The organism is Chitinophaga polysaccharea, assembly GCF_902150045.1.
GTDB lineage: Bacteria > Bacteroidota > Bacteroidia > Chitinophagales > Chitinophagaceae > Chitinophaga > Chitinophaga polysaccharea_A.
Genome location: NZ_CABFVU010000006.1, coordinates 109569 through 133876, shown reverse-complemented (window position 1 = coordinate 133876; position 24308 = coordinate 109569). Strand labels below are relative to the sequence as shown.

The 24308-nt window shown below is 46.3% G+C and carries 19 protein-coding genes and 2 tRNA genes; 13 read left to right on the top strand and 8 right to left on the bottom strand.

The genetic code is table 11. The features are described 5' to 3' along the window. Positions 1–316: 316 nt before the first annotated feature. Positions 317–389 (bottom strand) — tRNA-Lys (locus FN124_RS30505). 191 nt (positions 390–580) lie between these two features. Between FN124_RS30505 and FN124_RS30500 the strand changes: the two genes are divergently transcribed. From FN124_RS30500 to FN124_RS30485, 4 genes are all read left to right on the top strand, one after another. Beyond that, on the top strand, positions 581–1393 hold the full coding sequence (locus FN124_RS30500; RefSeq protein ID WP_142688590.1) for an SDR family oxidoreductase: 813 nt from the start codon (positions 581–583) through the stop codon (positions 1391–1393). A gap of 237 nt (positions 1394–1630) precedes the next feature. Beyond that, complete coding sequence (locus FN124_RS30495) at positions 1631–2458, top strand: SAM hydrolase/SAM-dependent halogenase family protein (protein ID WP_142688589.1); 828 nt, start codon at positions 1631–1633, stop codon at positions 2456–2458. Beyond that, entirely contained in the window at positions 2455–2748 is a 294-nt protein-coding gene (locus tag FN124_RS30490; RefSeq protein WP_142688588.1) for a putative quinol monooxygenase, read from the top strand. The genes FN124_RS30495 and FN124_RS30490 overlap by 4 nt, the downstream gene beginning before the upstream one ends. A 162-nt stretch (positions 2749–2910) precedes the next feature. Continuing rightward, positions 2911–6144: a glycosyltransferase family 117 protein gene (locus FN124_RS30485; protein WP_142688587.1), complete on the top strand. Its 3234-nt coding sequence runs from the start codon at positions 2911–2913 to the stop codon at positions 6142–6144. Positions 6145–6299: 155 nt separating this feature from the next. Here FN124_RS30485 and FN124_RS30480 read toward each other — a convergent pair whose 3' ends face one another. Together FN124_RS30480 and FN124_RS30475 are read right to left on the bottom strand one after the other, a co-directional pair. Next, positions 6300–8738, bottom strand: a complete 2439-nt coding sequence (locus FN124_RS30480) for an ABC transporter permease (RefSeq protein WP_142688586.1) — start codon at positions 8736–8738, stop codon at positions 6300–6302. A 195-nt stretch (positions 8739–8933) separates the two neighbouring features. Then, on the bottom strand, positions 8934–9779 hold the full coding sequence (locus FN124_RS30475; protein WP_142688585.1) for a sugar phosphate isomerase/epimerase family protein: 846 nt from the start codon (positions 9777–9779) through the stop codon (positions 8934–8936). Positions 9780–10080: 301 nt separating this feature from the next. Between FN124_RS30475 and FN124_RS30470 the strand changes: the two genes are divergently transcribed. From FN124_RS30470 to FN124_RS30455, 4 genes are all read left to right on the top strand, one after another. After that, positions 10081–11175, top strand: coding sequence for a vWA domain-containing protein (locus FN124_RS30470; RefSeq protein WP_142688584.1), 1095 nt, complete (start codon positions 10081–10083; stop codon positions 11173–11175). Positions 11176–11254: 79 nt separating this feature from the next. Beyond that, complete coding sequence (locus tag FN124_RS30465) at positions 11255–12757, top strand: sigma 54-interacting transcriptional regulator (RefSeq protein ID WP_142688583.1); 1503 nt, start codon at positions 11255–11257, stop codon at positions 12755–12757. 512 nt (positions 12758–13269) lie between these two features. Then, entirely contained in the window at positions 13270–14592 is a 1323-nt protein-coding gene (locus FN124_RS30460) for a Gfo/Idh/MocA family protein (RefSeq protein WP_142688582.1), read from the top strand. Between the two features lie 46 nt (positions 14593–14638). Continuing rightward, positions 14639–15376 carry a 3-keto-disaccharide hydrolase gene (locus tag FN124_RS30455; protein WP_142688581.1) on the top strand — a complete coding sequence of 246 codons (738 nt, stop codon included), beginning with the start codon at positions 14639–14641 and terminating at the stop codon, positions 15374–15376. A 53-nt stretch (positions 15377–15429) separates the two neighbouring features. Here the strand turns inward: FN124_RS30455 and FN124_RS30450 are convergent, their stop codons facing one another. After that, on the bottom strand, positions 15430–15921 hold the full coding sequence (locus tag FN124_RS30450; protein WP_142688580.1) for a GNAT family N-acetyltransferase: 492 nt from the start codon (positions 15919–15921) through the stop codon (positions 15430–15432). Positions 15922–16294: 373 nt separating this feature from the next. Beyond that, a tRNA-Cys gene (locus FN124_RS30445) sits at positions 16295–16365 on the bottom strand. 199 nt (positions 16366–16564) lie between these two features. Here FN124_RS30445 and FN124_RS30440 point away from each other — a divergent pair. Together FN124_RS30440 and dapF are read left to right on the top strand one after the other, a co-directional pair. After that, positions 16565–17443 carry a nucleoside phosphorylase gene (locus FN124_RS30440; protein ID WP_142688579.1) on the top strand — a complete coding sequence of 293 codons (879 nt, stop codon included), beginning with the start codon at positions 16565–16567 and terminating at the stop codon, positions 17441–17443. 265 nt (positions 17444–17708) lie between these two features. Further along, the gene (dapF, locus tag FN124_RS30435; protein ID WP_142688578.1) at positions 17709–18491 is read left to right on the top strand and encodes a diaminopimelate epimerase; all 783 of its coding nucleotides are present in this window, start codon (positions 17709–17711) and stop codon (positions 18489–18491) included. A 39-nt stretch (positions 18492–18530) separates the two neighbouring features. On the opposite strand, the gene FN124_RS30430 is transcribed toward dapF, so the two are convergent. The 3 genes from FN124_RS30430 to FN124_RS30420 are packed head-to-tail and all read right to left on the bottom strand — an operon-like array spanning position 18531 to position 21853. After that, a complete protein-coding gene (locus FN124_RS30430) occupies positions 18531–19637 on the bottom strand; it encodes a glycosyltransferase (protein ID WP_142688577.1) in 1107 nt (368 codons plus the stop codon). 4 nt (positions 19638–19641) lie between these two features. Continuing rightward, on the bottom strand, positions 19642–20340 hold the full coding sequence (locus FN124_RS30425; RefSeq protein ID WP_142688576.1) for a class I SAM-dependent methyltransferase: 699 nt from the start codon (positions 20338–20340) through the stop codon (positions 19642–19644). 13 nt (positions 20341–20353) lie between these two features. Further along, positions 20354–21853 carry an MATE family efflux transporter gene (locus FN124_RS30420; protein ID WP_142688575.1) on the bottom strand — a complete coding sequence of 500 codons (1500 nt, stop codon included), beginning with the start codon at positions 21851–21853 and terminating at the stop codon, positions 20354–20356. Between the two features lie 200 nt (positions 21854–22053). Here FN124_RS30420 and FN124_RS30415 point away from each other — a divergent pair, with 200 nt between their 5' ends. From FN124_RS30415 to FN124_RS30405, 3 genes are read left to right on the top strand one after another with little or no spacing between them, the layout of a single operon-like run. Then, positions 22054–22830, top strand: a complete 777-nt coding sequence (locus FN124_RS30415) for a class I SAM-dependent methyltransferase (RefSeq protein ID WP_142688574.1) — start codon at positions 22054–22056, stop codon at positions 22828–22830. A 44-nt stretch (positions 22831–22874) separates the two neighbouring features. Next, positions 22875–23813 (top strand): magnesium transporter CorA family protein, encoded by a 939-nt coding sequence (locus FN124_RS30410; protein WP_142688573.1) that lies wholly within the window; start codon positions 22875–22877, stop codon positions 23811–23813. Positions 23814–23831: 18 nt separating this feature from the next. After that, the gene (locus tag FN124_RS30405; protein ID WP_142688572.1) at positions 23832–24284 is read left to right on the top strand and encodes an NUDIX domain-containing protein; all 453 of its coding nucleotides are present in this window, start codon (positions 23832–23834) and stop codon (positions 24282–24284) included. Positions 24285–24308 lie beyond the last annotated feature (24 nt).

Below are 24308 nucleotides of genomic sequence, written 5' to 3'. Positions count from 1 at the left end.
ATATAAAATCCCTTCTGGTAGCAGAGCCTCGATCAGAAGGCTAAAATTCTTATCCATGGCTATTAATCTTAATTGGGCGCAAAAAAACTATTTTTTATCCTATCCCCCAACTTTTCAACTTGATCCAGAGATAGGTGTAATGAAAGCTTCGCTAAGCCATTCCTAATGGCTGTCAAGAAGATTTTGTACCTTAGTAAAAGCTGGTTAACCTGTATAAAGTATAGGAAAGCAAAAGAGGTTATACAAAAGGAACTCGACCACCCACTCGACTAAAAATACAAAACCCGCGCTTCGCGCAGGTCTTGCCAAATTCCAGTGATCCCGCTGGGACTCGAACCCAGGACCCATACATTAAAAGTGTATTGCTCTACCAACTGAGCTACGGAATCCTTTGCTGTTAAGCGGTTGCAAAAATAGGAATATTTTTATTCCTGCCAAACTTTTATTGAATTTTATTCCCAAACCCAATCCCACAAAGTATTATAACACCTCATACCCAAAAATAGTTCATCACATTTCTGTAAATGACCTGTAATAAATTGATGTTACTCACCTATTTTTGTGGGGCTAAAATATACCCATGAAAACATACTTTCAGAATAAAACCGTGGTTATCACCGGCGGATCATCAGGAATCGGGAAAGCGCTGGTTACGGAAATGCTGGCGCATGGCGCAAATGTAGCGGTGTGTGGCAGAAAACAGGCAGCGCTCACTGAGCTGCAGCAACAGGTGAACAGCAAGCAGCTGTTTACTTTCGTGGCGGATGTAAGTGTAGAGGCCGACTGTAAAGCATTTATTGAAAGCGTGATCAGTAAGTTCGGGAAAATAGATATCCTGGTGAACAATGCAGGTATTTCCATGCGGGCATTGTTCCGGGATCTGGAGGTGAGTGTATTGAAATCGCTGATGGATATTAATTTCTGGGGCACGGTATATTGTACCAAGTTTGCGTATACTTCTATCCTGGCTAATAAAGGAACTATTGTAGGCGTATCTTCTATTGCCGGCTACCGGGGCTTGCCGGCACGTACCGGTTACTCCGCTTCCAAGTTTGCCATGCAGGGTTTCCTCGAAGCACTGCGTACAGAAAATTTACATACAGGCGTTAACGTGATGTGGGTATGCCCCGGCTTCACTGCCTCTAATATTCGTAACACCGCGCTCAACCCACAGGGGCAGGCACAAAGCGAAACCCCGCTCGATGAGGGTAAGCTCATGAGTGCAGAAGCAGTGGCTGCTGAAATTGCCAGGGCTATTGCCAGGCGTAAGCGTACGCTGGTGCTTACAGGCCAGGGCAAACTGACAGTGCTGCTAAGTAAACTTCTCCCCGGCTTCCTCGACAAAATGGTGTACAATCACTTTAAAAAAGAACCCGGTTCCCCCCTGCAGTAATAAACTGTAGCCGTTAACGTTAGTGCAAAAAATTCCGTTTAAAATACCGCTGCCTCGGCTTTTTTATCGTTATTTGCACTAAGTTTATTTCACTTAACCCCCAATGGCATCTTTTTTGGAAGGAAAGCGCACTTTTAATTTGCCATTCCGGATAATTGAAAAACTGCAGACGACGCGTGAGGACAGGAATTGATTGGTGGGTTTTGAACACTGGGATTTGGATTTAGATTTTCGGGCATGTCCATTATAACTTTAACATCAGACATAGGGATGCAGGATTACCTGGTAGGTGCCATCAAAGGGCAACTCTGGCAATACTGCCCGGAATGTCATGTTACGGACATCACCCATCATATCAGCCCTTTTAATTTACCACAGGCTACCTATATCTGCAAAAGCGCCTTCTCCTACTTTCCACTGGGTACCTTTCATTTTGTTCTGATCAATTTATTCGACAGGCGGCCGGACCATGTACTGGTAGCTGAACATAACGGGCAATACATCGGCTGCGCGGATAATGGCCTGCTTACCATGATTGCCGGCGGTATGCCGGAAAAGGTAATTAAGATCCCCCTTCCGCCGGAAGCGCCTAAAAATACTTTCACCATCATACAGCTGCTGGCAGTAGTAGCCCGGGAACTAAGCCGTGGCAGGGCGTTGGGAGAACTGGCCCCGCTCACACAGCAGATCCAGGTAAAGCACAACCTGCAGCCGCTGGTGGGTGACGATTTTATAGAAGGACAGATCATTCATATCGACAGCTTCGAGAATGTGGTGGTCAATATCACCCGGCAGCAGTTCGATATGCAGTGCAAAAACCGGAAGTTCCGCATCTTCTTCCGCCGCGATGAGGTGATCAGCCAGATCAGTGAAACCTATGCGGACGTGCCCGAAGGCACCAAGCTGGCCCTCTTCAATGCAGCCGGTTACCTGGAAATAGCCATCAATAAAGGAAATGCAGCCGGCCTGTTCGGCCTGCAGGGCTTCCGCCGCGATCAGCTCACACAGCCGGCCGGCTACCAGCAACTATCATACTACCAAACTGTTAGAATAATCTTTCAATGATTAACCGTATCGTTAAAATGGAATTCGACCCGGGAAAAGTAAACACCTTCCGGGAGCTCTTTGCCAAACAGCAGGAGCTGATCCGCCATTTCCCCGGATGCCTCCACCTCGAGCTCTGGGAACACGCCGCCTCCGGCAACACCTGGTTCACCTTCAGCCAGTGGGAGTCAGAAACCGCACTCGAAAAGTATCGGCAATCCACCCTCTTCCTCGAAACATGGGCCGCCACCAAGGTGCTTTTCAATGCCAAACCCGCCGCCTGGACGGTGCAAACCGCCGTAAGCCTGTAACTATAATGCTTTTTTAATCTCCCGGAAAACGCCCTCCCGGCGCCCGGATCCTGCTGGTCAAAGGCTAACAGCCAAAAAGATATTTACAAAAAGTTAAAACTGTTCACCAGATTAGCATAATTTGCTGTTTTTTATATTTTTGTCGGACCTTAAAACAACCTTATGAATTTCAAAAGGACCAACAACATGGTCGGCTGGATCATTTGCATCATTGCCTGCTTTGTTTACCTTAAAACGATGGAAGCTACAGGCAGCTTGTGGGACTGCGGCGAGTTTATTTCAAGCGCTTACAAAGTACAGATTCCCCATCCGCCCGGAGCACCATTGTTCGTGTTGCTTGGAAGATTGTTTAGTATGTTCCTGAAACCATCCCAGGCCGCCCTCGGCGTAAATACCATGACAGCCCTGGCCAGTGGTTTCACTATCCTGTTCCTGTTCTGGACCATTACCCACTTCGCGCGCAGGCTCATGGTGAAAGCCGGTGAAGAGATCTCCCGCGAAAAAATGATCGCTATCATGGGCGCAGGCGCTGTAGGCGCACTGGCCTATACCTTCTCCGATTCATTCTGGTTCTCCGCTGTGGAAGGTGAAGTATATGGTATGTCCTCTTTCTTTACCGCCATCGTGTTCTGGGCCATCCTGAAATGGGAACATGAAGCCGATGAACCCTATGCAGACCGCTGGATCGTGCTTATCGGGTACCTCCTGGGCCTCTCAATCGGCGTCCATCTCCTCAACCTCCTCACCATCCCGGCAATGGTAATGGTGTACTACTTCAGGCGCTTTAAGGTTACCGGCTGGGGCACGTTCTGGACTTTTGTTATAGGCTGCGGCATCACCGGCCTGGTACAGAAATACCTCATCCAGGATACCGTTAAGGCTTCCGGGTATATGGACGTATTCTTCGTAAATTCCCTCGGAATGGGATACTTCTCCGGATTTATCTTCTATTTCGTACTCATTATAGCATTGCTAATTATTGGATACCGCAAACCAAAATTTGGTATCTACGCCCCTTTCATCGTTATTGCCACCATCATCGTGGTACCAGCATTTAACGAGGCTAGCGGCGGCACTATCTTCTTCAAATTCTTACTGGCAGCTTTCTTCGTAGCCATCCCCTACCTGCTGAAAGCAGTAGGTGTGAAAATGGACGTATCCAAAACTGCGCATTTCAGCCGTCTTACTATCTCCTTCGTGCTGTTCATGCTGGTGGGTTACTCCACTTATATTACTACCATGGTGCGTTCTACTGCCAATCCTTCGGTAGATATGTACAATGTAGATAATCCCATCTCCCTGGTAGGTTACCTGGGCCGCGAACAATATGGCGAATTCCCGCTGGTATACGGCCAGGTGTTCACCGCCCGCCCAACTGGGTACAAGGAAGGTGGTAACATCTACGCCCGCGGCGCTAAAAAATATGAAATCGCAGGTACGAAGATGGAACCGGAATATGATCCGTCTGATATGATGCTGTTCCCCCGCGTATGGGATGCCAGCAACGACCAGGGCCACGCTGATTACTACCGTACCTGGCTGGGCCTCCAGCAGGACGAAAAACCCAGCTTCGGCGATAACATCAAGTTCTTCCTCCAGTACCAGGTGAATTTCATGTACGCCCGCTATTTCTTCTGGAACTTTGTAGGTAAACAAAATGATACCCAGGGCTATGGCAACGTGCGCGACGGTAACTGGATCTCCGGTATCCCCTTCATCGATAATTTCTTATATGGCGATCAATCCATGATGCCGGATAGCCTGAAAGATAACAAGGCGCACAATACCCTGTTCTTCCTGCCATTCATTCTCGGCATTATCGGTTTCTTCTATCAATATAATAACCACCGCAAAGATACCCTCATCGTATCCCTGCTGTTCTTCTTCACAGGTTTCGCCATCGTTATCTACCTCAACCAGCCAGGTAACCAGCCGCGCGAACGTGACTACGCTTATGTAGGCTCTTTCTACGCCTTTGCTATCTGGATCGGGTTAGGCGTGCTGTCGGTATACAATTTCCTGAAGAAGAAAACAAAGAGCGCACTCTCTCCTGTACTGGCTACCGCCATCTGCCTGCTGGCAGTACCAGTACTGATGGCCTTCCAGGAATGGGACGACCACGACCGCTCTACCAAATACGTAGCACGCGATGTGGCAAAAGATTACCTGGAGTCCTGCCAGAAAAATGCGATCCTCTTTACCGTGGGCGATAACGATACCTATCCCCTGTGGTATGCACAGGAAGTGGAAGGCATCCGCCCGGATATCAGGGTGATCAACCTCAGCCTCCTGAGTGTGGATTGGTACATTGACCAGATGCGCAGAGCTGTAAACCAGAGCCCCGCCATTCCAATGACCTGGTCGGCCGATAAATATAAAGGTGAAAACCGCAACATTATCCGCTTCTTTGATCCGGGAAATATTCCTGCAGATAAATACTTTAACCTGAAAGAGATCATGAACTTCATGGGAAGCGATGATGTCAACAGTAAAGTAACCACGCAGGATGGCGGATCAGCAAACTTCCTGCCTACCCGCCAGCTGTTTATCCCTGTCGACAAACAGGCGATCCTTGCTAATGGCGTGGTTGCAGCAAAAGACAGCGCTAAGATCCTGGCCTCTATGCCATTCAAGCTCAGCAAGAGCTACCTGCTAAAAAATGACCTCGCAGTATATGATATCATCGCTGCCAATGATTGGAAACGGCCTATCTATTTCACCAGCCCTACCGATCTCGGCTTAAATGATTACATGCAAACCGATGGTCTTACCTACCACCTGGTGCCTTTGCCTAAAGCTACATCCACCGATCTGCTGGGCATGGACATCAATGCGAACGTAGGCGTGATGTACGATAACCTGATGCACAAATTTGAATTCGGTGGTGCACAAACCCGCGGTACCTACTTCGATGAGCCCAACAGGAAAATGATCATGTACCTGCGCCAGGCGTTCACCAAACTCTCTGTAGCCATGACACAGGAAGGTGCTGCGAAAGACAGTGCACTGAACGTGCTCCGCTACATGGACAAGAACATCATGGAAACCAACTTCCCGTATGCTCTCACTACACCAGGCAATATGCACAACTATGCTTCTATTCAAACCATCTATGCTTATTATATGGCCGGCGATGCGAAGAGAGCTGAAGAGTTGTCGAACCAGGTGATCAAAGACTGCGAACAGCAGCTGCGCTACTACAGCTCCCTGCCACCAAGCAGAATGACCAACGACTTACAGCGCGATGGCCAGAATGCACAGCAGTTCATTACCTGGTTAAACCAGATGAAAGGCGAGTTTGGTCCTAATGGTACCCGTAAAAATAAAGACGGCGCCATACAGGTGAATTCAGAAGATTCAACGCCGATGCCCAAACCCGAGGATTCAGCTAAATAACGGCAATACCTGATATAAAGCAGAAAGAGGCTGTATCAAAAGTAATCTGAAGGTCCTGAGAATTGCGTAAACGAAAATTCTCACCATCAGGTACCCGAATAAAATCGAGTAAAAATTACTTTTGATACAGCCTCTTTCTGCTTTATAAATATAAATTACTCTGCTCTCAAACTCTTCACCGGGTTGGCAAGCGCAGCGCTTATCGCCTTATACCCCACCGCTATCCAGGCAATTAAAATGGATAACGCTATAGCCAGTACGAAAATGCCCCAGCCTATTTCGGTGTGATAATGAAAACCAACCAGCCACTTCTTCATAAAATAATAGCCTACCGGTGCAGCCATCAAAAATGCAATGCCTATTAAAGTGGTAAACTCCCTGGAAAACAGGTACAATATACTTTGTACTGAAGCGCCCAATACTTTACGGATGCCCACTTCCTTGGTTTTTTGTGCTACCATAAAGGAAACAAGCCCGTATAACCCGAGGCAGGAAATAAAAATAGCCAACAGCGCAAATACTTTAAACAACGCTGCAGTAATGGCTTCCGCCCTGTAGAAGCTACCTATTTGCTCATCAAAAAAAGTACATTCATAAATGTAGCTGGGATACACAGCCGTAAATATTTGTTCTATCTGCTTTAATGTAGCAGGTACTTTTTCAGGATTCAACCGGAGCGCCAGCGTACCATAATCGTTATTATCGGAAGAAATAACAGATGGTGAAATTTCATCTCTCAGCGAATTATTATTAAAATCCCGTAATACGCCCACTACAGGGAATCTACGGGTGTTGTTATCAACAGCAACTATTTTCCCGATAATATCTTCCAAACGTAATCCCAGTTTTTTAACAACGGTTTCATTCACCAGCACTTCCCGGGTAGTATCACTGGGAAATGGGTAGCGCCCTGCCGCCAGGTCTAAGCGGAAGGTATTGAAATAGCCGGTGTCGCCATTGATACGCTTCACGCTGTAAGGCTGTCGCTCTGTCCCGTTGTTATAAAAGAAATCCGTGAACCGCCCGAAGCGGGAAGAAGGCTCTATGGAGCATAAACTACCCGCCTCTACACCCCCAAGCTCCAGAAGCCGGGATTTCAGGTAGCCGTATTTTAGTTTTAGGGTACTGTCGCTGGGCAGGTCAAGTAATACCACTGCTTTTTTCTCAAATCCCATTGGTTGCTCCCTGAAGAACTTCATCTGTTTCACCACTACCAGCGTACCTATTACCAGCAGTTGCGCCACCAGAAACTGGAAAACCACCAATATCCTGCGTAAAGAAATGCTGTTTCCGGGGCGGTTGTTGATCCTGCTTTTAATGGCTGCCACAGGATTGAAACCTGATAACACAATGGCCGGATAGAAACCCGCCAGAAAAGTAACCATTACCCCGGTTAATATTAAAAAAAGCAATACAGACGGATCACTCAGAGGATTTAAAACCAGCTGCTTCCCTACCAGGTTGCCCAGGTAAGGAGTGGCTATCCAGGCCATCACACTACCGGATACGACGGCCATGGCTGTGATCAGGGAGGTTTCCCCCAGGAATTGTTTTATTAATTGAAAACGATCACTGCCCAGTACTTTTCTTATACCGATCTCCTTAGCCCTGTTCACCGATTGTGCTGTAGCCAGGTTAATGAAATTGATACAGGCCACCAGCAACAGGAATAACCCTATAATAGCCAGTGCCCATAGTTCTGTTGACGACAGCGAGTCGTCTTTTACCGTAGCAAACCGTTTGTCGGGATGCATCTCTTTCAGCGGCTGAAAAGTCAGGCTGGTAACACCTGTTGTCTGGTCTTCGTCTTCCCGGTAATTATTCTTTACAAAAGCCGGCAATTGCGCCTGTAGCCGCTGTATGTTTTCCCCCGGGGACGTCAATACAAAGCATTGCGTTCCGCCGGAAAGAGAGCGCCAGTCTTCATTGACCTGTCGTTCATGTCCATCAAGCTTCAGCCAGGTGGCATATGAAGCCGCCATGCGTACCGGCAGATCCGTATTATATGGCAGATCTTTAAAAACCCCGGTCACGCGCAGGGGCACCCGGTACGACCACAACTGGATCGTTTTTCCAATAGCGCTTTTATAATCACCGAAGTAGGCCTCAGCCATGCTTTGCGTGAGCGCCACTGTATTGGGCTCCTTTAATTCCCTGGCACTTCCGTCCAGCCAGGTAAAATCAAATATGTCGAAAATAGCAGGTTCCACAAAAAAGAGTCCCTCTTTTTCCTTGAACTTTTTTTCGTCAGCCCCGGTTTTTCCGGGCACATACACCTGCGCCCCCCCAATATACTCCACATCCGCTACTGTTTGCAGGGAAGGAAAATCCCGGCGAAGCGTTTTTGCAACCGGCGCCGGCACCATACTGTGCCTCCATATTTCCCCGCTGCTACGGTTGGTGACCGTAGTTACCACCCGGAAAATGCGCTCCCGCTTACTTTGATAGGCGTCGTAGCTCATTTCGTTGTGGATCACGAGAAAGATCAGCAGGCTGGCGCCTATACCCACTGCCAGGCCTATGATATTGATCAGGGCGAAGGACTTTTTTCTTCGGAGCGCCCTAAACGAAAGTTTGAAGAAATTGTTGATCATAACAGGAAGTATTGCCACCCTGTATACAAAAACCGGGACGAAAATATATTTGTTTAGTTATCAGGGAGATATAACAAAGAGAATGGCTTCCAATGTTCAGTAAAGAACAGGATATGTCCGGTACCGGACAGCTAAAAAAAATCCGAAGATCCCGGCCGGGATCTTCGGATTCATTATTTGTGATGTATAAAGTTATTACAGGTTGCTAACAATAGTTCTCCAGAAAGCAGCGCTGGCTTTCACTTCAGGCACATTGTTATCCCAGTCGTATTCGTATTCCACGGAAAACAGGCCTTTGAACTTCTGCTTTTTCAATGTCTCCATTACCTTTGGCATCTGGCTAACACCGTTGCCCCAAACCACATCATGGGAATCAGCTGATTTGTTGTTCAGGTCCTTGAAGTGCAGGCTTACAATATGACCGTCCAGTTTCTTGATGCATTCAACAGGATCCAGTCCTGAGCGCACCCAGTGACCAATATCCGCGCAGGCGCCCATTAATTTGCTTCTGCCTTTGATGGCTGCCAGCACAATATCCGGGTTCCAGTAATGGCTTGGCTTCGGATGATCGTGGATAGCCAGTTTGATCTGGTATTGATCGCAGAGGGAAGAGATCAGGTCAAGGTCTTCTTCCTTAGGTTCGGATGTAATGCTCTGGATACCCATCCTGTTGGCGAAGTCGAACAGCATGCGCCACTCTGCTTCAGATCCTGGCACTACCACACCAAACGCGATCAGCGTTTTGTGCTTCTTTTTAAACAGGGCTTTTACTTCCTCCTGTTTGGCAGGCGACATATGGTAATCGAATTTACCTTCAATACCGCCACCAATTACTTGTCCGGGAAAAGCTTCCACATACTGGATCCCGCAGCTGTCCATCTTATCCAGCGCCTCGGCCAGTGTAAAATGATTGAACGTCCAGGCCTGCGCCCCCAGCTTCCAGCCCAATGCATCTGCCCTGGCCTGTGCAGCTGCTGAATTTGCAAACAATGCAACCGCCAGACCGCCTGCCAGCATCAACGCATTTCTCAGTTTTTTCATATAGTCATTTTTTTGATGATTGAAAGTAGTTGCTTTCAATGTAAAATGCAAGCTTTAAGCAAATTTTGTCTTGGAACACTGATTTTGATGATTATGATGATTTCGCTGATATTCTTTTGAACTGGTTGGATTTTAGTAGAATGATAACTATTTATCATCCAAAATATCTAAAAATCAAACCAATAAAAAAATATCAGCGAAATCATCATAATCATCAAAATCAGTGTTCCAAGACAAATTTCGCGTTCCAAGACAAATTCCGCGAAAAGTGGTAAATTTAATTCTGAAGATGAGCTAAGCTATGAGAGGAATACAATTTACCAGGTTCAACCCGGGCGACAACAAAAAACCACCTTTCCAGAAATTACTGGATCTTTTCACCCAACTCCTTACATACACCAGCGGAGACGTATCAGAAGCCCTGCAATGGCTTACTGAGCTGGACAACGAGTATAATCTCACCAACCAGGAATACGGCATCGGCGATTTTATACAGGAGCTGAAAGATAAAGGGTACATCCGCGAAAACGAGGAAAGCGGCGCCATAGAAATCACTTCCAAAGCGGAACAAACTATACGCAAAAACGCATTGGAAGAGATCTTCGGCAAACTGAAAAAGTCAACTACCGGCAATCATAATATCCGCAAATCCGGCATGGGCGATGAGCTCAATGCAGAAACCCGCCCCTTCGAATTTGGCGACGGCGTGGACCAGCTGGATATTACCGCCTCTATCCGGAATGCACAGATCAATCACGGGATCGACAGTTTCTCCATCCAGCAGGACGACCTGGAGGTGAAGGAAACCGACTTCAAAACGCAAACGTCTACCGCCCTGATGATCGATATCTCGCATTCCATGATCCTTTACGGGGAAGACAGGATCACGCCCGCTAAAAAAGTGGCTATGGCCCTGGCGGAGCTGATCACCACCCGCTATCCAAAGGATACGCTCGACATTATTGTGTTTGGAAACGACGCCTGGCAGATAGAGATCAAAGACCTTCCCTATTTGCAGGTTGGCCCCTTCCATACCAATACCGTGGCAGGTCTGGAACTGGCTATGGACCTGCTCCGCCGACGACGTAACCCGAACAAGCAGATCTTTATGATCACAGATGGAAAACCCACCTGCCTGAAAATAGGATCGCAGTATTACAAGAACAGCTTCGGGCTCGACAGGAAAATACTTAACCGTACCCTCAACCTCGCCGCCCAATGCAAAAAACTGAAAATACCTATCACCACCTTCATGGTTGCCACCGATCCGTGGCTGCAGAAATTTGTACAGGAATTTACCGAAACCAATGCCGGTAAAGCCTTTTTCTCCGGCACCGATAAACTGGGACAATTCCTTTTCCGCGATTTTGAAAGCGGCAAAAGGAAATTTTATTAATAGTAAACAGCAGCATAGTTAAAACGGATCCAGCATCCAACGCCAGCTACTGCCAATTCGTAATGCGTAATTATCAAAGATGAATACAAACATAAAAACACTGGGCGAACTAAAGAAAAGTGGCTATAAACCGGTTTCAGTAAAAGAAGAGATCAGGCGTAACCTGGTCAAAAAACTACAGGACAAAGAAGGGACCTTCCCCGGCATCATCGGTTATGAAGACACGGTGATCCCCGACACGGAAAGAGCCCTGCTGTCAAGACACAATATCCTTTTCCTCGGCCTGCGCGGCCAGGCCAAAACACGCATGGCCCGCCAGATGACCGACCTGCTGGATGAATACATCCCCGTAGTGGAAGGTTCTGAAGTAAATGATGATCCCTTCCACCCACTATCACGCTATGCTAAAGACCTGATCGATGAAAAAGGCGACCAGACCCCCATCACCTGGCTCCACAGGAGCGCACGGTATGGCGAGAAGCTGGCCACACCAGACGTGTCCGTGGCCGACCTGGTAGGCGATATAGACCCTATCAAAGCAGCCAATATGAAACTCAGTTATGCCGATGAAAGAGTGATCCACTTCGGTATCATTCCCCGCTCCAACCGCGGCATCTTCGTAATTAATGAGCTTCCCGACCTCCAGGCGCGCATACAGGTATCCCTGTTCAATATCCTCCAGGAAGGAGATATACAGATCAGGGGCTTTAAAGTAAGGATGCCGCTGGATATCCTGTTTATTTTCACGGCTAACCCGGAAGACTATACGAACCGTGGTTCGATTGTTACGCCGTTGAAAGACAGGATCGAAAGCCAGATCATTACCCACTACCCTAAAACAATTGAAAACTCCCTGCTCATCACCGAACAGGAAGCCGATATACACGAAGACCAGCAAGCCAAAGTGCAGATTGCCGATATGGTGAAACGCCTCATCGAACAGGTGTCGTTTGAAGCACGGTCCAGCGAATACGTGGATAAGAAAAGCGGCGTATCCGCCCGCTTAACCATCGCCGCCTACGAAAACGCAGTGAGCGCAGGCGAACGCAGGGCCATCATCAACAAGGAAAAGGAAACACAGGTGCGCATTGCCGATCTGCAGGCCATTATCCCTGCTATTACCGGTAAAATTGAGCTGGTATACGAAGGTGAACAGGAAGGCCCCCTCCAGGTGGCGCATAACCTGCTGGATAAAGCCATCCGCACCCTCTTTGCTATCTATTTTCCCAACCCGGACTCCTTTAAGAAAAAGAAAGCCGGCTCCCCTGCTGAAAATCCTTACCGCAGCGTAATACAGTGGTTCGACAAAGGCAACTCTGTACAGCTGCTGCAGGATATCAGCGATAAACAATACGAGGCTACCCTCAGTAAAGTGGAAGGGCTGAAAGATCTTATCAAAGCCCGCTTCCCTAAAGCCAACAACAAGGAAGCCCTGCTGCTGATGGAGTTCGTATTGCACGGTTTATCATCCTATTCACTCATCAGTAAAAAAGTAGTGGAAAACGAAACCCGCTTCAGCGACCTGCTGGGCACCATGATGAACTTCAGCCTGGGCAGCGAAAGCGAGGAACCCGAGGAGTAAGCGGACGGGATCGCCTTCGGCGATTGTCTTGGAACACTGATTACGCTGATTATGATGATTTGTGGATTGGATAATGTGATGATTTTATAAATAAGGGAGATATACGCAGCGTTTGCATATATCTCCCTTATTTATAAAATCCAAAAAAATAAAATCAAACAAATCAGCGTAATCAGCGTAATCAGTGTTCCAAGACAATTTACATCGCCGAAGGCGATCATTACACCAAAATCTCCCCGATCCTCTATAAATCCAAAAAAATAAAATCAAACAAATCATCATAATCAGCGTAATCAGTGTTCCAAGACAATTTACATCGCCGAAGACGATCATTACACCAAAATCTCCCCGATCCTCTATAAATCCAAAAAAATCAATCAAGCTAATCATCATAATCAGCGTAATCAGTGTTCCAAGACAAATTCCACAATCCTCCGCTAAAATCTCCCTGTTTTTGTCTATTTTGTATTTTTAATTGTCATTTTAACAATTCCACAAAAACGTTTTATTACATGAACAATTCCCGTAGAAACTTTATCAAATCCGCTTCCACGCTGATGGCCGGGGCAGGATTGGCATCCGCGCTGCCCGCCGGATTGCAGGCATTTCCGCTACGGACCGTAGCATCCAGCGACCGCCTCAATGTAGCCGCCATTGGCATCAACGGTATGGGTTGGGCCGACCTTACGTCTATGCTGAAAAATCCCGCTGCACAATGCGTAGCCCTCTGCGATGTGGACAAAAACGTGCTGGACAAAAGGGTGGCCGAGCTGGCCCAGAAAGGCATTAAAGTGAAAGCCTACAGCGACTACCGCAAGCTCCTGGAAGATAAGGACATTGATGCAGTAGTGATTGGCACACCCGATCACTGGCACTGCCTGCAAATGACAGATGCCTGTGCCGCCGGTAAAGATGTGTACGTAGAAAAACCAATGGGCAATTCCATTGTAGAATGCCGCTCTATGGTTGCAGCACAGCAGAAATACAGTCGCGCTGTGCAGGTAGGCCAATGGCAGCGCAGCCAGCAGCACTTCAAAGACGCTATAGAATTTGTACACTCCGGTAAGCTCGGCCAGATACGCCTCGTGAAAGCATGGGCTTATATGGGCTGGATGAAATCCATTCCGGTAAAACCCGATGGCACTCCACCAGCTGGCGTGGACTATAAAGCCTGGCTGGGCCCCGCTACCACCCGCCCCTTCAACCCCAATCGCTTCCATTTCAACTTCCGCTGGTACTGGGATTATGCCGGTGGCCTCATGACCGACTGGGGTGTTCACCTGCTCGATTATGCACTGCTGGGTATGAAATCCGCCGCACCAAAATCCATTATGGCCGCAGGTGGTAAGTTCGCCTACCCTGACGACGCTGCTGAAACACCGGATACACTCACTACTGTATACGAGTTCGACGACTACAATATCCAGTGGGAACAGGCGATAGGCATCGATGGCGGCCCTTACGGACGCGATCACGGCATTGCCTTCATCGGCAACAACGGTACGCTGGTACTGGATCGTGGCGGATGGGAAGTAATACCTGAAAAAGATAAAATGGAAGCGGTGCCAAGGCAAAAGTCGGTCGACAATGGCCTGGATCTTCACACCACCAACTTCATAGAAGTAGTGAAATCCCGCAAGCTGGACGACCTTCATGCTTCTGTACAGGTAGGTTCCCTGGTGGCTACCACTGCACAGATGGGCAATATAGCCTACCGCACCGGCAAAAAAGTATACTGGGATCAGGCATCTGGCAAATTCACAGATAGCGACGCCAACAAACTGTTAGCAGCACAATACCATAACGGGTATCACCTGCCTAACGTTACTGCCTGAACGAAAATATCTTCTTAACATCTTTATAAAAAAATATAAAAGACATATGCGTACGCTACTGTTATCTGCCTGTACCCTGCTCACGGTGGCCGCCACCGCGCAAAACAAGGAGCAGATGAAACCTGAAGCTACAGAGGTTTGGGAACCGGTGCCAAAAGTAATTACGCCGGGCACAGAAACCCTCACCGCTCCTTCCGATGCCATTGTGCTGTTCAACGGTAAGAACCTCGACAACTGGGAATCAGAAAACGGAGGCCCTGCAAAATGGGAGGTGAAAGATGATGCTATGACCGTTGTAAAAGGAGGCGGTGTTATTAAAACAAAGCAGCAGTTTGAAGACTTCCAACTGCATATTGAATGGCGCACGCCCGCAGAAGTAAAAGGCGAAAGCCAGGGACGCGGCAACAGCGGCGTTTTTATGCAGGAGCAATACGAGCTGCAGGTATTGGACAACTATAATAACCGCACCTACTCCAACGGGCAGGCCGGCAGTTTTTATAAACAAAAAATTCCTTTGGTAAATGCCTGCAAAAAACCAGGCGAATGGCAAACCTATGATGTGATATGGACCGCTCCCCGCTTTAACGACGACGGTTCCCTGAAATCTCCGGCAAGAGCCACCGTATTGCAAAACGGCGTACTGGTACAGAATAATGTGGAGCTGGAAGGCAAAACAGAATATATAGGCAAACCAACTTATGTAAAACACGGTGCTAAATCTATCGCACTGCAGGATCACGGAAACCCCGTGAGCTTCAGGAATATCTGGATAAGACCCCTGTAAGCTATCATTCTTATATTATTGCAGCGGAGGAAAGATCCTCCGCTGCATTTTTTTTAAGTTAAAGTATCGGCGGCCTCGATATTCAATGATAAATACACCGCATCACTGATAGGATTATCGTAATACGCTGCTATCGGCTGAAACCCGAGCGATGTGTACAGATCAATAGCAGGGCGCATATGCGCTAATGTATCCAGCAGGATCCGCTTATAACCAAGTTCCCTGCTTTCTGTAATAGCTGCACTGGCAAGGGCTTTCCCTACACCATGGCCTTTAAATGCGTCCTTCACAAAAAGACGTTTCATTTCTGCAGTACTGTTGTCGAATGATCTTATGGCCACACATCCGGCCAGTTGTCCGTCTACCAAGGCCAAGAACAATGCTCCGGTGGGAGGCACATACACACCAGGCAGGTTTGTTAGCTCATCTTCAAATTGCTGAAAACTCAGGTCTACATTCAGCCAGTTGGCATATTCGCGGAAAAGCAGCTTCACCTGGTTCAGGTGCTTGGAATCTTCGGCGGTTACTTTAATAATCTCTGTCATAACCACTTCTTTTTAATGTATATAAAACGCAACAAGCCTTCTGCATGCAGAAGGCTTGTTGACCGGAAAATGTTGGCAGCTCCATGTTTAATGGAAAATGCCGCCGATATCTTTATTATCAATTACACACGCTGTGTTTAAATAGCTATAGTAAATTATTGATAAATCTCTTGCCTTCTGATAACCTCACCTGCCTCTTGCGGGGTATGCAATATAAGCTTTTGGGTTGATATTTCAACATAGTTTGTATTATTTCTTTTTTATCCCTGTAAGCGGCCACCACCACATATTTCAGGCGCAAGAGCATGGTTTGGGGGCTGTTGTAATAAAGAAAAGCCGCGTAAATCGCGGCTTTAAGAAAGAAAACAGGTAGAGGTTCCGAGCGGATTCGAACCGCTGTACGAGGCTTTGCAGACCTCTGCCTAGCCACTCGGCCACGGAACCATCATTTTCAAAATGTTCGCCGGAAGTTCCCCACTGGCGTACATCTCATTCGTTTTGTGGGATTGCAAAAGTAGTGAATTTCTGATAACCACCAAATATTATTTAATAAATATCTGAAAAAATATTTTGATAATATAGCAGAACAAAGGAATATTGGCACTGGAAATGTTGATTTGCGAATAACAAAAATTTAATACAAATGGATAATCGTATTGCAGAATCAGAACTGATCATCAACAACCGTGGAGCCGTATATCACCTGGATGTAAGACCGGAAGAACTGGCTCATACCATCATCACCGTTGGCGACCCAGACCGTGTAGGCGCAGTAAGTAAACACTTTGATAAGATAGAAAGCAAACATCAGCACCGCGAATTTGTAACGCATACCGGCTATATCGGTAACAAACGCCTCTCCGTGGTTTCCACAGGTATTGGCACCGATAACATCGATATCGTATTCAATGAGCTGGACGCACTCGTAAATATAGATTTTGAAACACGCCTGGTAAAACCTGCCCTCACTTCCCTGCAAATCATCCGCCTCGGCACTTCCGGCGCGCTGCAGGAAAGCATCCCGGTAGACAGCTTCGTGGTATCGTCGCACGGTCTTGGCCTCGACAACCTCATGAATTACTATGCGTTCGAAAATACCAGCGCAGAAAAACAACTGCTGCAATCTTTCCGCGGCCAGGTATTCCTGCAGCCCGGGGGCGCTAATCCATGCCTCTTTGAAGCATCCGCCAGGTTGCAGTCACTGTTCACAGAAGGTTTTCATACAGGCATCACCGTTACCTGCCCCGGTTTCTATGCGCCGCAAGGCCGTGTACTCCGTGGTACCCTGTCGAACCCCCACCTGATCGATAACCTGACCAACTTCAACTACGAACATCACCGCATCACCAACTTTGAAATGGAAACCTCTGCCATCTACGGCATGGGCCGCGTGCTGGGCCATGAATGCCTTTCCATCAGCGCTATCGTTGCCAACCGTATCCGCAAGGAGTTCAGCAAAGACGGCGGCGCGGCGGTGGCGGCGCTTATCGAAAAAGGGCTGGGCGTGATTGCTGGTATGTAGTCGCCTCCGCGAGTTTTGTCTGACTCAGGATTGTGATGATTACGCTGATATTATTTTTTGATTTTAAAAGATAGGGGAAGATGTAAGCGAATATATCTGCTGATGCTTTTTAAATGTATGGAACTTAGAGGGCTTAGGAAGATGTAAACAAATATATCTATTACCAGTATCTTCAAAATCCTTTTAAAATCAAAAAATAATATCAGCGTAATCATCACAATCCTGAGTCAGACAACATCCGCGTTAATTTTTTATCTTTGTACTTATGAATAATATCCACTTTTATAAATACCAGGGAACCGGCAATGACTTCGTCATTATGGATAACCGGGAAGGGCAATACGACTGGCTCACAGACGAACAGGTGAATGAACTGTGCGACCGCCGCTTCGGTATAGGCGCAGACGGTTTAATGCTGCTCAACAAAAGCGAGGAATACGACTTCGCCATGAAATATTATAATGCCGATGGCCGTGAAGGCACCATGTGCGGTAACGGCGGCCGATGCCTCGCCGCATTTGCCCATAAAATGGGCGTAGGCGACGGTAACCTCTATTTTATTGCAGTAGATGGCGAGCACCAGGCCACTATGGATGGCAACAACTGGGTAAACCTGAAAATGCAGGATGTGGACTATGTGGAACACGGCCCCCTCTATTACTACCTCAACACCGGTTCACCCCATTTTGTAAAGTATGTGGAAGATGTTCAGGCCGTGGATGTGTTTAACGAAGGCCGCGGTATCCGCTACAACGACCGCTTCGCAGCAGAAGGCACCAATGTGAACTTCGTACAGAAATATGAAAACGGCATCTTTGTACGTACCTATGAAAGAGGTGTGGAAGACGAAACCTACTCCTGCGGTACCGGCGTAACCGCTGCTGCGCTTACTTTTGCGGGGGCAGAAGAAAAAGAATACATCGTACCGGTGCAAACCCTGGGCGGACAGCTGGAAGTACGCTTCACCAAAACCGGTGAACGGACGTTTGAGAATATCTGGCTCTGTGGCCCGGCGACGCTGGTGTTTGAAGGGGAGATATTGAAATAATCATACTTTAAGAGATATTCCGCTCTGGCAGGATATCTCTTAAAGATCTAAAAGCGCAGCTAACTTTGCAGCCTGAATGGAGAAATTATAGTTATCAGAGATCCTTTTCTGTGCAGCTTTTCCCATTTGTCTACATAGCTCAGGGTCTTTCAGCAAAGTAATAATGGCATCCGCCATCCCTTTATAGTCTCCCTCGTTCACTAACAAACCGCTCACCTGCTCCAATACTGCGTCTTTAATGCCGGCATGCCGCGTACTCACTACCGGCAAGCCACAGGCGCATGCTTCCAGGATACTCACCGGCGTTCCCTCCGAATCGCCGCTGATTGGTCGTAATGAATGCTGTACATACATCCTTGAATAGTGAAGCCTCCGGATGATCTCCTCGGACGTTTGCACGCCATGGAATGTAATTTCCTCTGTAAGCCCAAGCTCTGCCGCCAGGGCTCGCGTAGATTCAAATAATTCTCCTCCTCCAATCATCTCCAAACGTGCCTCCGGTATCGTTTCATGTACTATCTTAAATGCTTTGATCAGCAAATCAGGCGCTTTCTTAGGAGTAAACCGACCTATGTTCATTAATACCGGAGGATTTGAGGCAGGATCTGTAACAGTAAACCGATGGAGATTAATCCCATAGGGGATGAAAGCAATCTTCCCGGGATCGGCACCCAGCCCAATGAGCTGATCCTTCATTTCAGTAGATACCGCCACCAGTTTATACGCATGCCTGAACATATGCCGGTATGCTTCCCCATACTTTTCGATGGTTGCATACTCGTAAGCATCATATCCATGATAATGCACAACCAGTTTAACATTTGCAATTAAACAGGCATCCGTAACCGCAACTCCCAGCGGGCCGTAATTGGCCAATAAAGTGGTCACTCCTCTTTTCTTAAGAAATTTCGCCAACGAGCTGGAAAATATCTTGTGAAAAAAGTCGGGCGCCAGTTTCCGGCATACGCCTTTTAACAGGTGAATATTCAGAGGGAACGGCAACTGCCAATCGCCATCCCTGGACTTCACCGGATAATTGCCATGATAGATCAAAGTTCCGGGTTGTAGCTGCGTAATCTGGTCCTTTATAAATGTTTCTGAGTAGGCTCCCAGATTAGGACTGGCAATGCATAATTGTTGGTTCATTAAATTACTTTTTCTCGGCTACAATCACGAAAGTACAGGCATCCCTGTTTTTGCTGCCCTGGGAAGTGGTTTTATCAAACAACCATATCAGCGGCTGGAAAATGATTGCCAGCACCGGGTGCAGAAAAGCAGGCAGCTTAAACAGGAAACCATCCTGGAACAATTGTAATCCCATGGCCGAACGCCCGATTATGCCATGAAAATATTTTATATCAAACCCCCGTTCCGTAATGATCTTATTCAATCCTGCAGAAGTCCAGCGCCAATAATCCGTAGGATCGGGGTGAAACATCCAGTAACCATGGGTACTGATAATTAACTTTCCCCCGGGCTTCAGGATGCGTAGTGCCTCTGTAAGGTAAAAAACAGGATTTTCCACATGCTCCAATACTTGTGTAGACAACACCAGGTCCACACTGGCGTCTGCCATTGCTATCTTCCCTTCCGGATCAATGTGGATGTCTGCATTCTTATTCTCCGCCAGGTCAATACCAATATATTGTTTAACATAAGGTTTCACAAGTGGCTGATAAGGCATATTCCCGCAACCGTAATCTGCGATGACCAGTTGCCCCCTTAACGGACTAATGAAAAGGGAAACAACTGCTTCCACCTGTTTCCTCAACTGTATCAGGTAATATCGTCTTGGGCTGAAAATACCGGGCTTTAACCGTACTATGCCCGCTTCTCTTGAATCACTCATTTAATCGCTTTTATTATTTATGAAGGGTCCTCTTTGTTATTTTATGAATGATAGAAAAAAAAGTAGAATTAATATCATCCGAAACCCGTAGCAAAAGTATACCGGTAATAAATAGCAAGGTGAAACACACGCCACTGATAAATATATTGATATATAGATTTCCCAGGTCTGGCAGCATGTAATAGCATGCCAGATAGGTTACAGCACCAATTCCCAGCGCCTTTAACGTATTTAGTGAAAAAGGCTGTAAGCCAAACCGGTGCCATATAAAGATATAACGGATGGTATTAAAAGTGAACATAGAAATCAGTAAAGCATAACCAGAGCCGGTAATTCCGTGTTCTTTGATCAGGAAATAATTAAGCGGGATAGACATCGCCACCAGCAAGGTGGAACTGATCAACTCAAAATACCACAACTTTGAAGTGGATAACAGCTGCTGATTAGCTCCTGTACCCATATCTATTACCCGGGCAACTCCCAGGTAAAATACAACATATTTCGCTGCTGCATATTCTGGAGGCATCATTTTATAGATATCGTCGATATTCAGCCAGATAAAAAGAAATATAAATAAGGCGGCCACAAGCTGCAGTATTGCCGACTTTTTATATATCTCATCTATCTTATCAAGATTCTTGTCCTTCCACGCCTGCGCCATTACAGGCGTGGCAATGGAAGCAATACTTCGTTGCGGAACCTGTATAAGGGTGGCCATGTAAGTGGCAATAGACAAATAAGCTGCCTGATTCAATCCTTTAAAACTGGAGATGATCAACGAGTCAATGTTCTGCGCCACTACGAAGAAAAGTGTGGCAGACATCACAGTTCCGGAATAAACCCCCATACGCTTATATAAGCGCCGGGTAACAGCACTGATGCGGAAGGTGAGATGCAACAGGTTTTTACGCCTGAGGCAAGCCAGTAATACCAGTAAAGCAATAAAATATGATAAGCTGAAAAACCACATAAAAACCGGGAAACTGATCAGTTTGAATATATACAAAACAATCAGGAAGGTGGTGAATACTCTCACTCCTAGCTCCTTTAATGAATTGGATAAAACCGTTTCATGCCTCGACCAGCTATATGACTCAAACACGGTATACATCACAAGACCGAATACTCCCGGATACAGCAGATAAAAATAATCGATAAATAATGGGGAATTAGTGGCATATTTTCTTACAATAAGACCCTTGAACAAAAAGGTGCCTAATACAAACAAAAGAAACCCAAAAAAACTTATCAAAACCACCCAGGTTAACAGGTCGTTTTTCTTTTCAGGCAAATGAGTTGAATAATAAGGATAAAACCTGTTCATCATGTTACCCGTACTGAATGTACAAAAAGGCACCAGAATAAGTCCAAGGTCAAAAAAGATGCGGGTGAGCCCAAACTCATTGCCGGTAAAAAAATGCGGAAAAAGCAAAACTGTATTGATCCCTCCTATCGCAAACCCGAGATAAATCAGTATAGATGATTTAATACTTTGATGTTTTACTACTCCCATTTATATATATAAATATTAAAACTTGTTTGAACGCACAATATTACATTAAATGCCAACATGAATCAACATTATAAAGAATGAGATCATATTATTAAATATTAGTAATATATGTTTATTTCTGGCATAATTTTATATTTTTAACTGACCACGGGTCAAAACCTGCAGGTTAATCCAACCATATCCTGATTAAAAAATAACGCATGGCAGATAGAAAAAACGTCGAAGCATATTATGATGAGCACATTACCGGTAAACTTCAGGGTTTTTATAACGGTAATCCAAGAGCTGACATGGGCTGGAAAACTCTCACATCCAATTTGTTATCAGCTCCTAAAACCATACTTGAAATTGGTTGTGGTATTGGGGATTTTTGCTATAAAATGTATACACATTGGCCGGAAGCCATGGTAACAGGACTGGATATCAGCCCGAAATCCATTGAAGTAGCTAACAGACTTTTCAGTAACGACCACCTCCGGTTTGTTGTCGGTATACTTGATGAAAAAGTATTTGCCGGACAAAAATTTGACCTCATCGTCCTGATGGATGTGTATGAACATATCTCCAATGAGATAAGGCCATCATTTGATAAGACACTGGCAGATCTTCTCAGTGAACAGGGCACTGTTTTTCTCACTTTCCCAACTCCCAAACACCTCGATTACCTGAAAAAAAATGTACCGGATGAGATCCAACCGGTAGATGAAGATATAAATATCCATACTATTTCCGCTCTGGCCAATACCACGGCAACAGATGTTATTCTTTACCTGGAAATGGAAATCTGGTGCAGAGGCGATTATACCCATGCCTTTCTGCGGAAACCCGAACAAAACTGGGAAATCGTTTCCTCATCCGCCAGAGGTATGAAAAGGATAATACGGGCATTCAGGAAACTTATCAGGAACAATAATTTGCTGTCGACAAAGAAAAGCCGACTAAATTTTGTAAAAAGGAAGCTTGGGAAAGATCTGTAAGGGAAAAGCATTGCGATTCGACATTTTAACTACCTTTGCGCCCGATGATCCAGTATTTTACAAATATAGATTCCAAAACTGTTGAAATACGCCAGCCCGAAAACGGCGCCTGGGTAAATATTACCCCGCCGCTGAAACAGGCCGAATTTGAACAGCTGTCAGAGGAACTCGATATTCCCCTGGACTTCCTCACTGACTCCCTTGATATTGACGAAAAAGCTAGGTTTGAGCTGGAAGACAATGTAAAGCTCATTGTACTGAAAACACCTACCGAAAACAATTCGATCAATGAAAGCGAAGCTTATTATATTACCATTCCCATCGTAATTATCCTGACCCACCACCAGATCATTACGGTAAACTCTTTTGATAATACCGCCATCAAAAAATTCCTGAATACTTTTCACAACCGCTCCCCGGAAAAAAGGAATATGATGGTGCTGAAAATATTTGAGAAGGTGGTTATCAATTTCCTTGATTACCTGAAGGAAATTAACCAGCGCAGGAACATGCTGGAAGCTAAATTGTACGATTCCAACCGGAACGAGGAACTGCTGGGCATCATGCGTATCCAGAAAAGCCTGGTATATTTTGTAACCGCCCTTCGCAGCAATGAACTGTTGCTGATGAAGCTGGAACGTACCAATTTCCTGGGCCTCAATGAAGATGAAAAGGAATTCCTGCAGGATCTTATCGTAGACACTTCCCAGGCCCTGGAAATGGCCAATGTGTATACCAACATCCTCAGCAGTACCATGGATGCCTTTGCCAGCATCATTTCCAACAACCTGAACGTGGTAATGAAACGCCTTACCTCCATTACCATTATCCTTACATTTCCCATGCTGGTGGCCAGTATCTATGGCATGAACGTGGATATCCCCTACCAGCACACCCTTCACGCCTTTTACATACCCATTATCCTGTCTATCGCCATTTCTGTAGTCATCAGCTGGTATTTTATGAAGAAGAAGTGGTTCTAACCTTTATTAAACAAGCATATGCAAACTGGATTTAACGTAAGAGTATACGGCATCATGATCAACGATCAGAAACAGGTGCTGGTAAGCGATGAGTATATCCGTGGGGGATATTATACCAAATTCCCCGGCGGTGGCCTGGAGTTCGGGGAAGGTACCCTGGAATGCATTGTTCGTGAATGGCAGGAAGAACTTGGCCAGGACGTAAAAGTAGTGGAGCATATTTATACTACCGATTTCTTCCAGATCTCTGCATTCGACAACGTGACCCAGATCATCTCCATATACTACCTCGTAACGCCCTTATCGCCTTTTACGGCTTCTGTAGGCAGCAAACCTTTCGATTTTACCGTGCCTGAAGGCGTGGAAGAAGTGGAACGCGCCCGCTGGATCAACTGGGATGAATTCTCTTCCGAGGCGGTTACCCTGCCTATTGATAAAGTAGTGGCGGATATGGTGAAAGCAAAATATTAAAAAGAGGAGGGCTGTTCCGGTAGA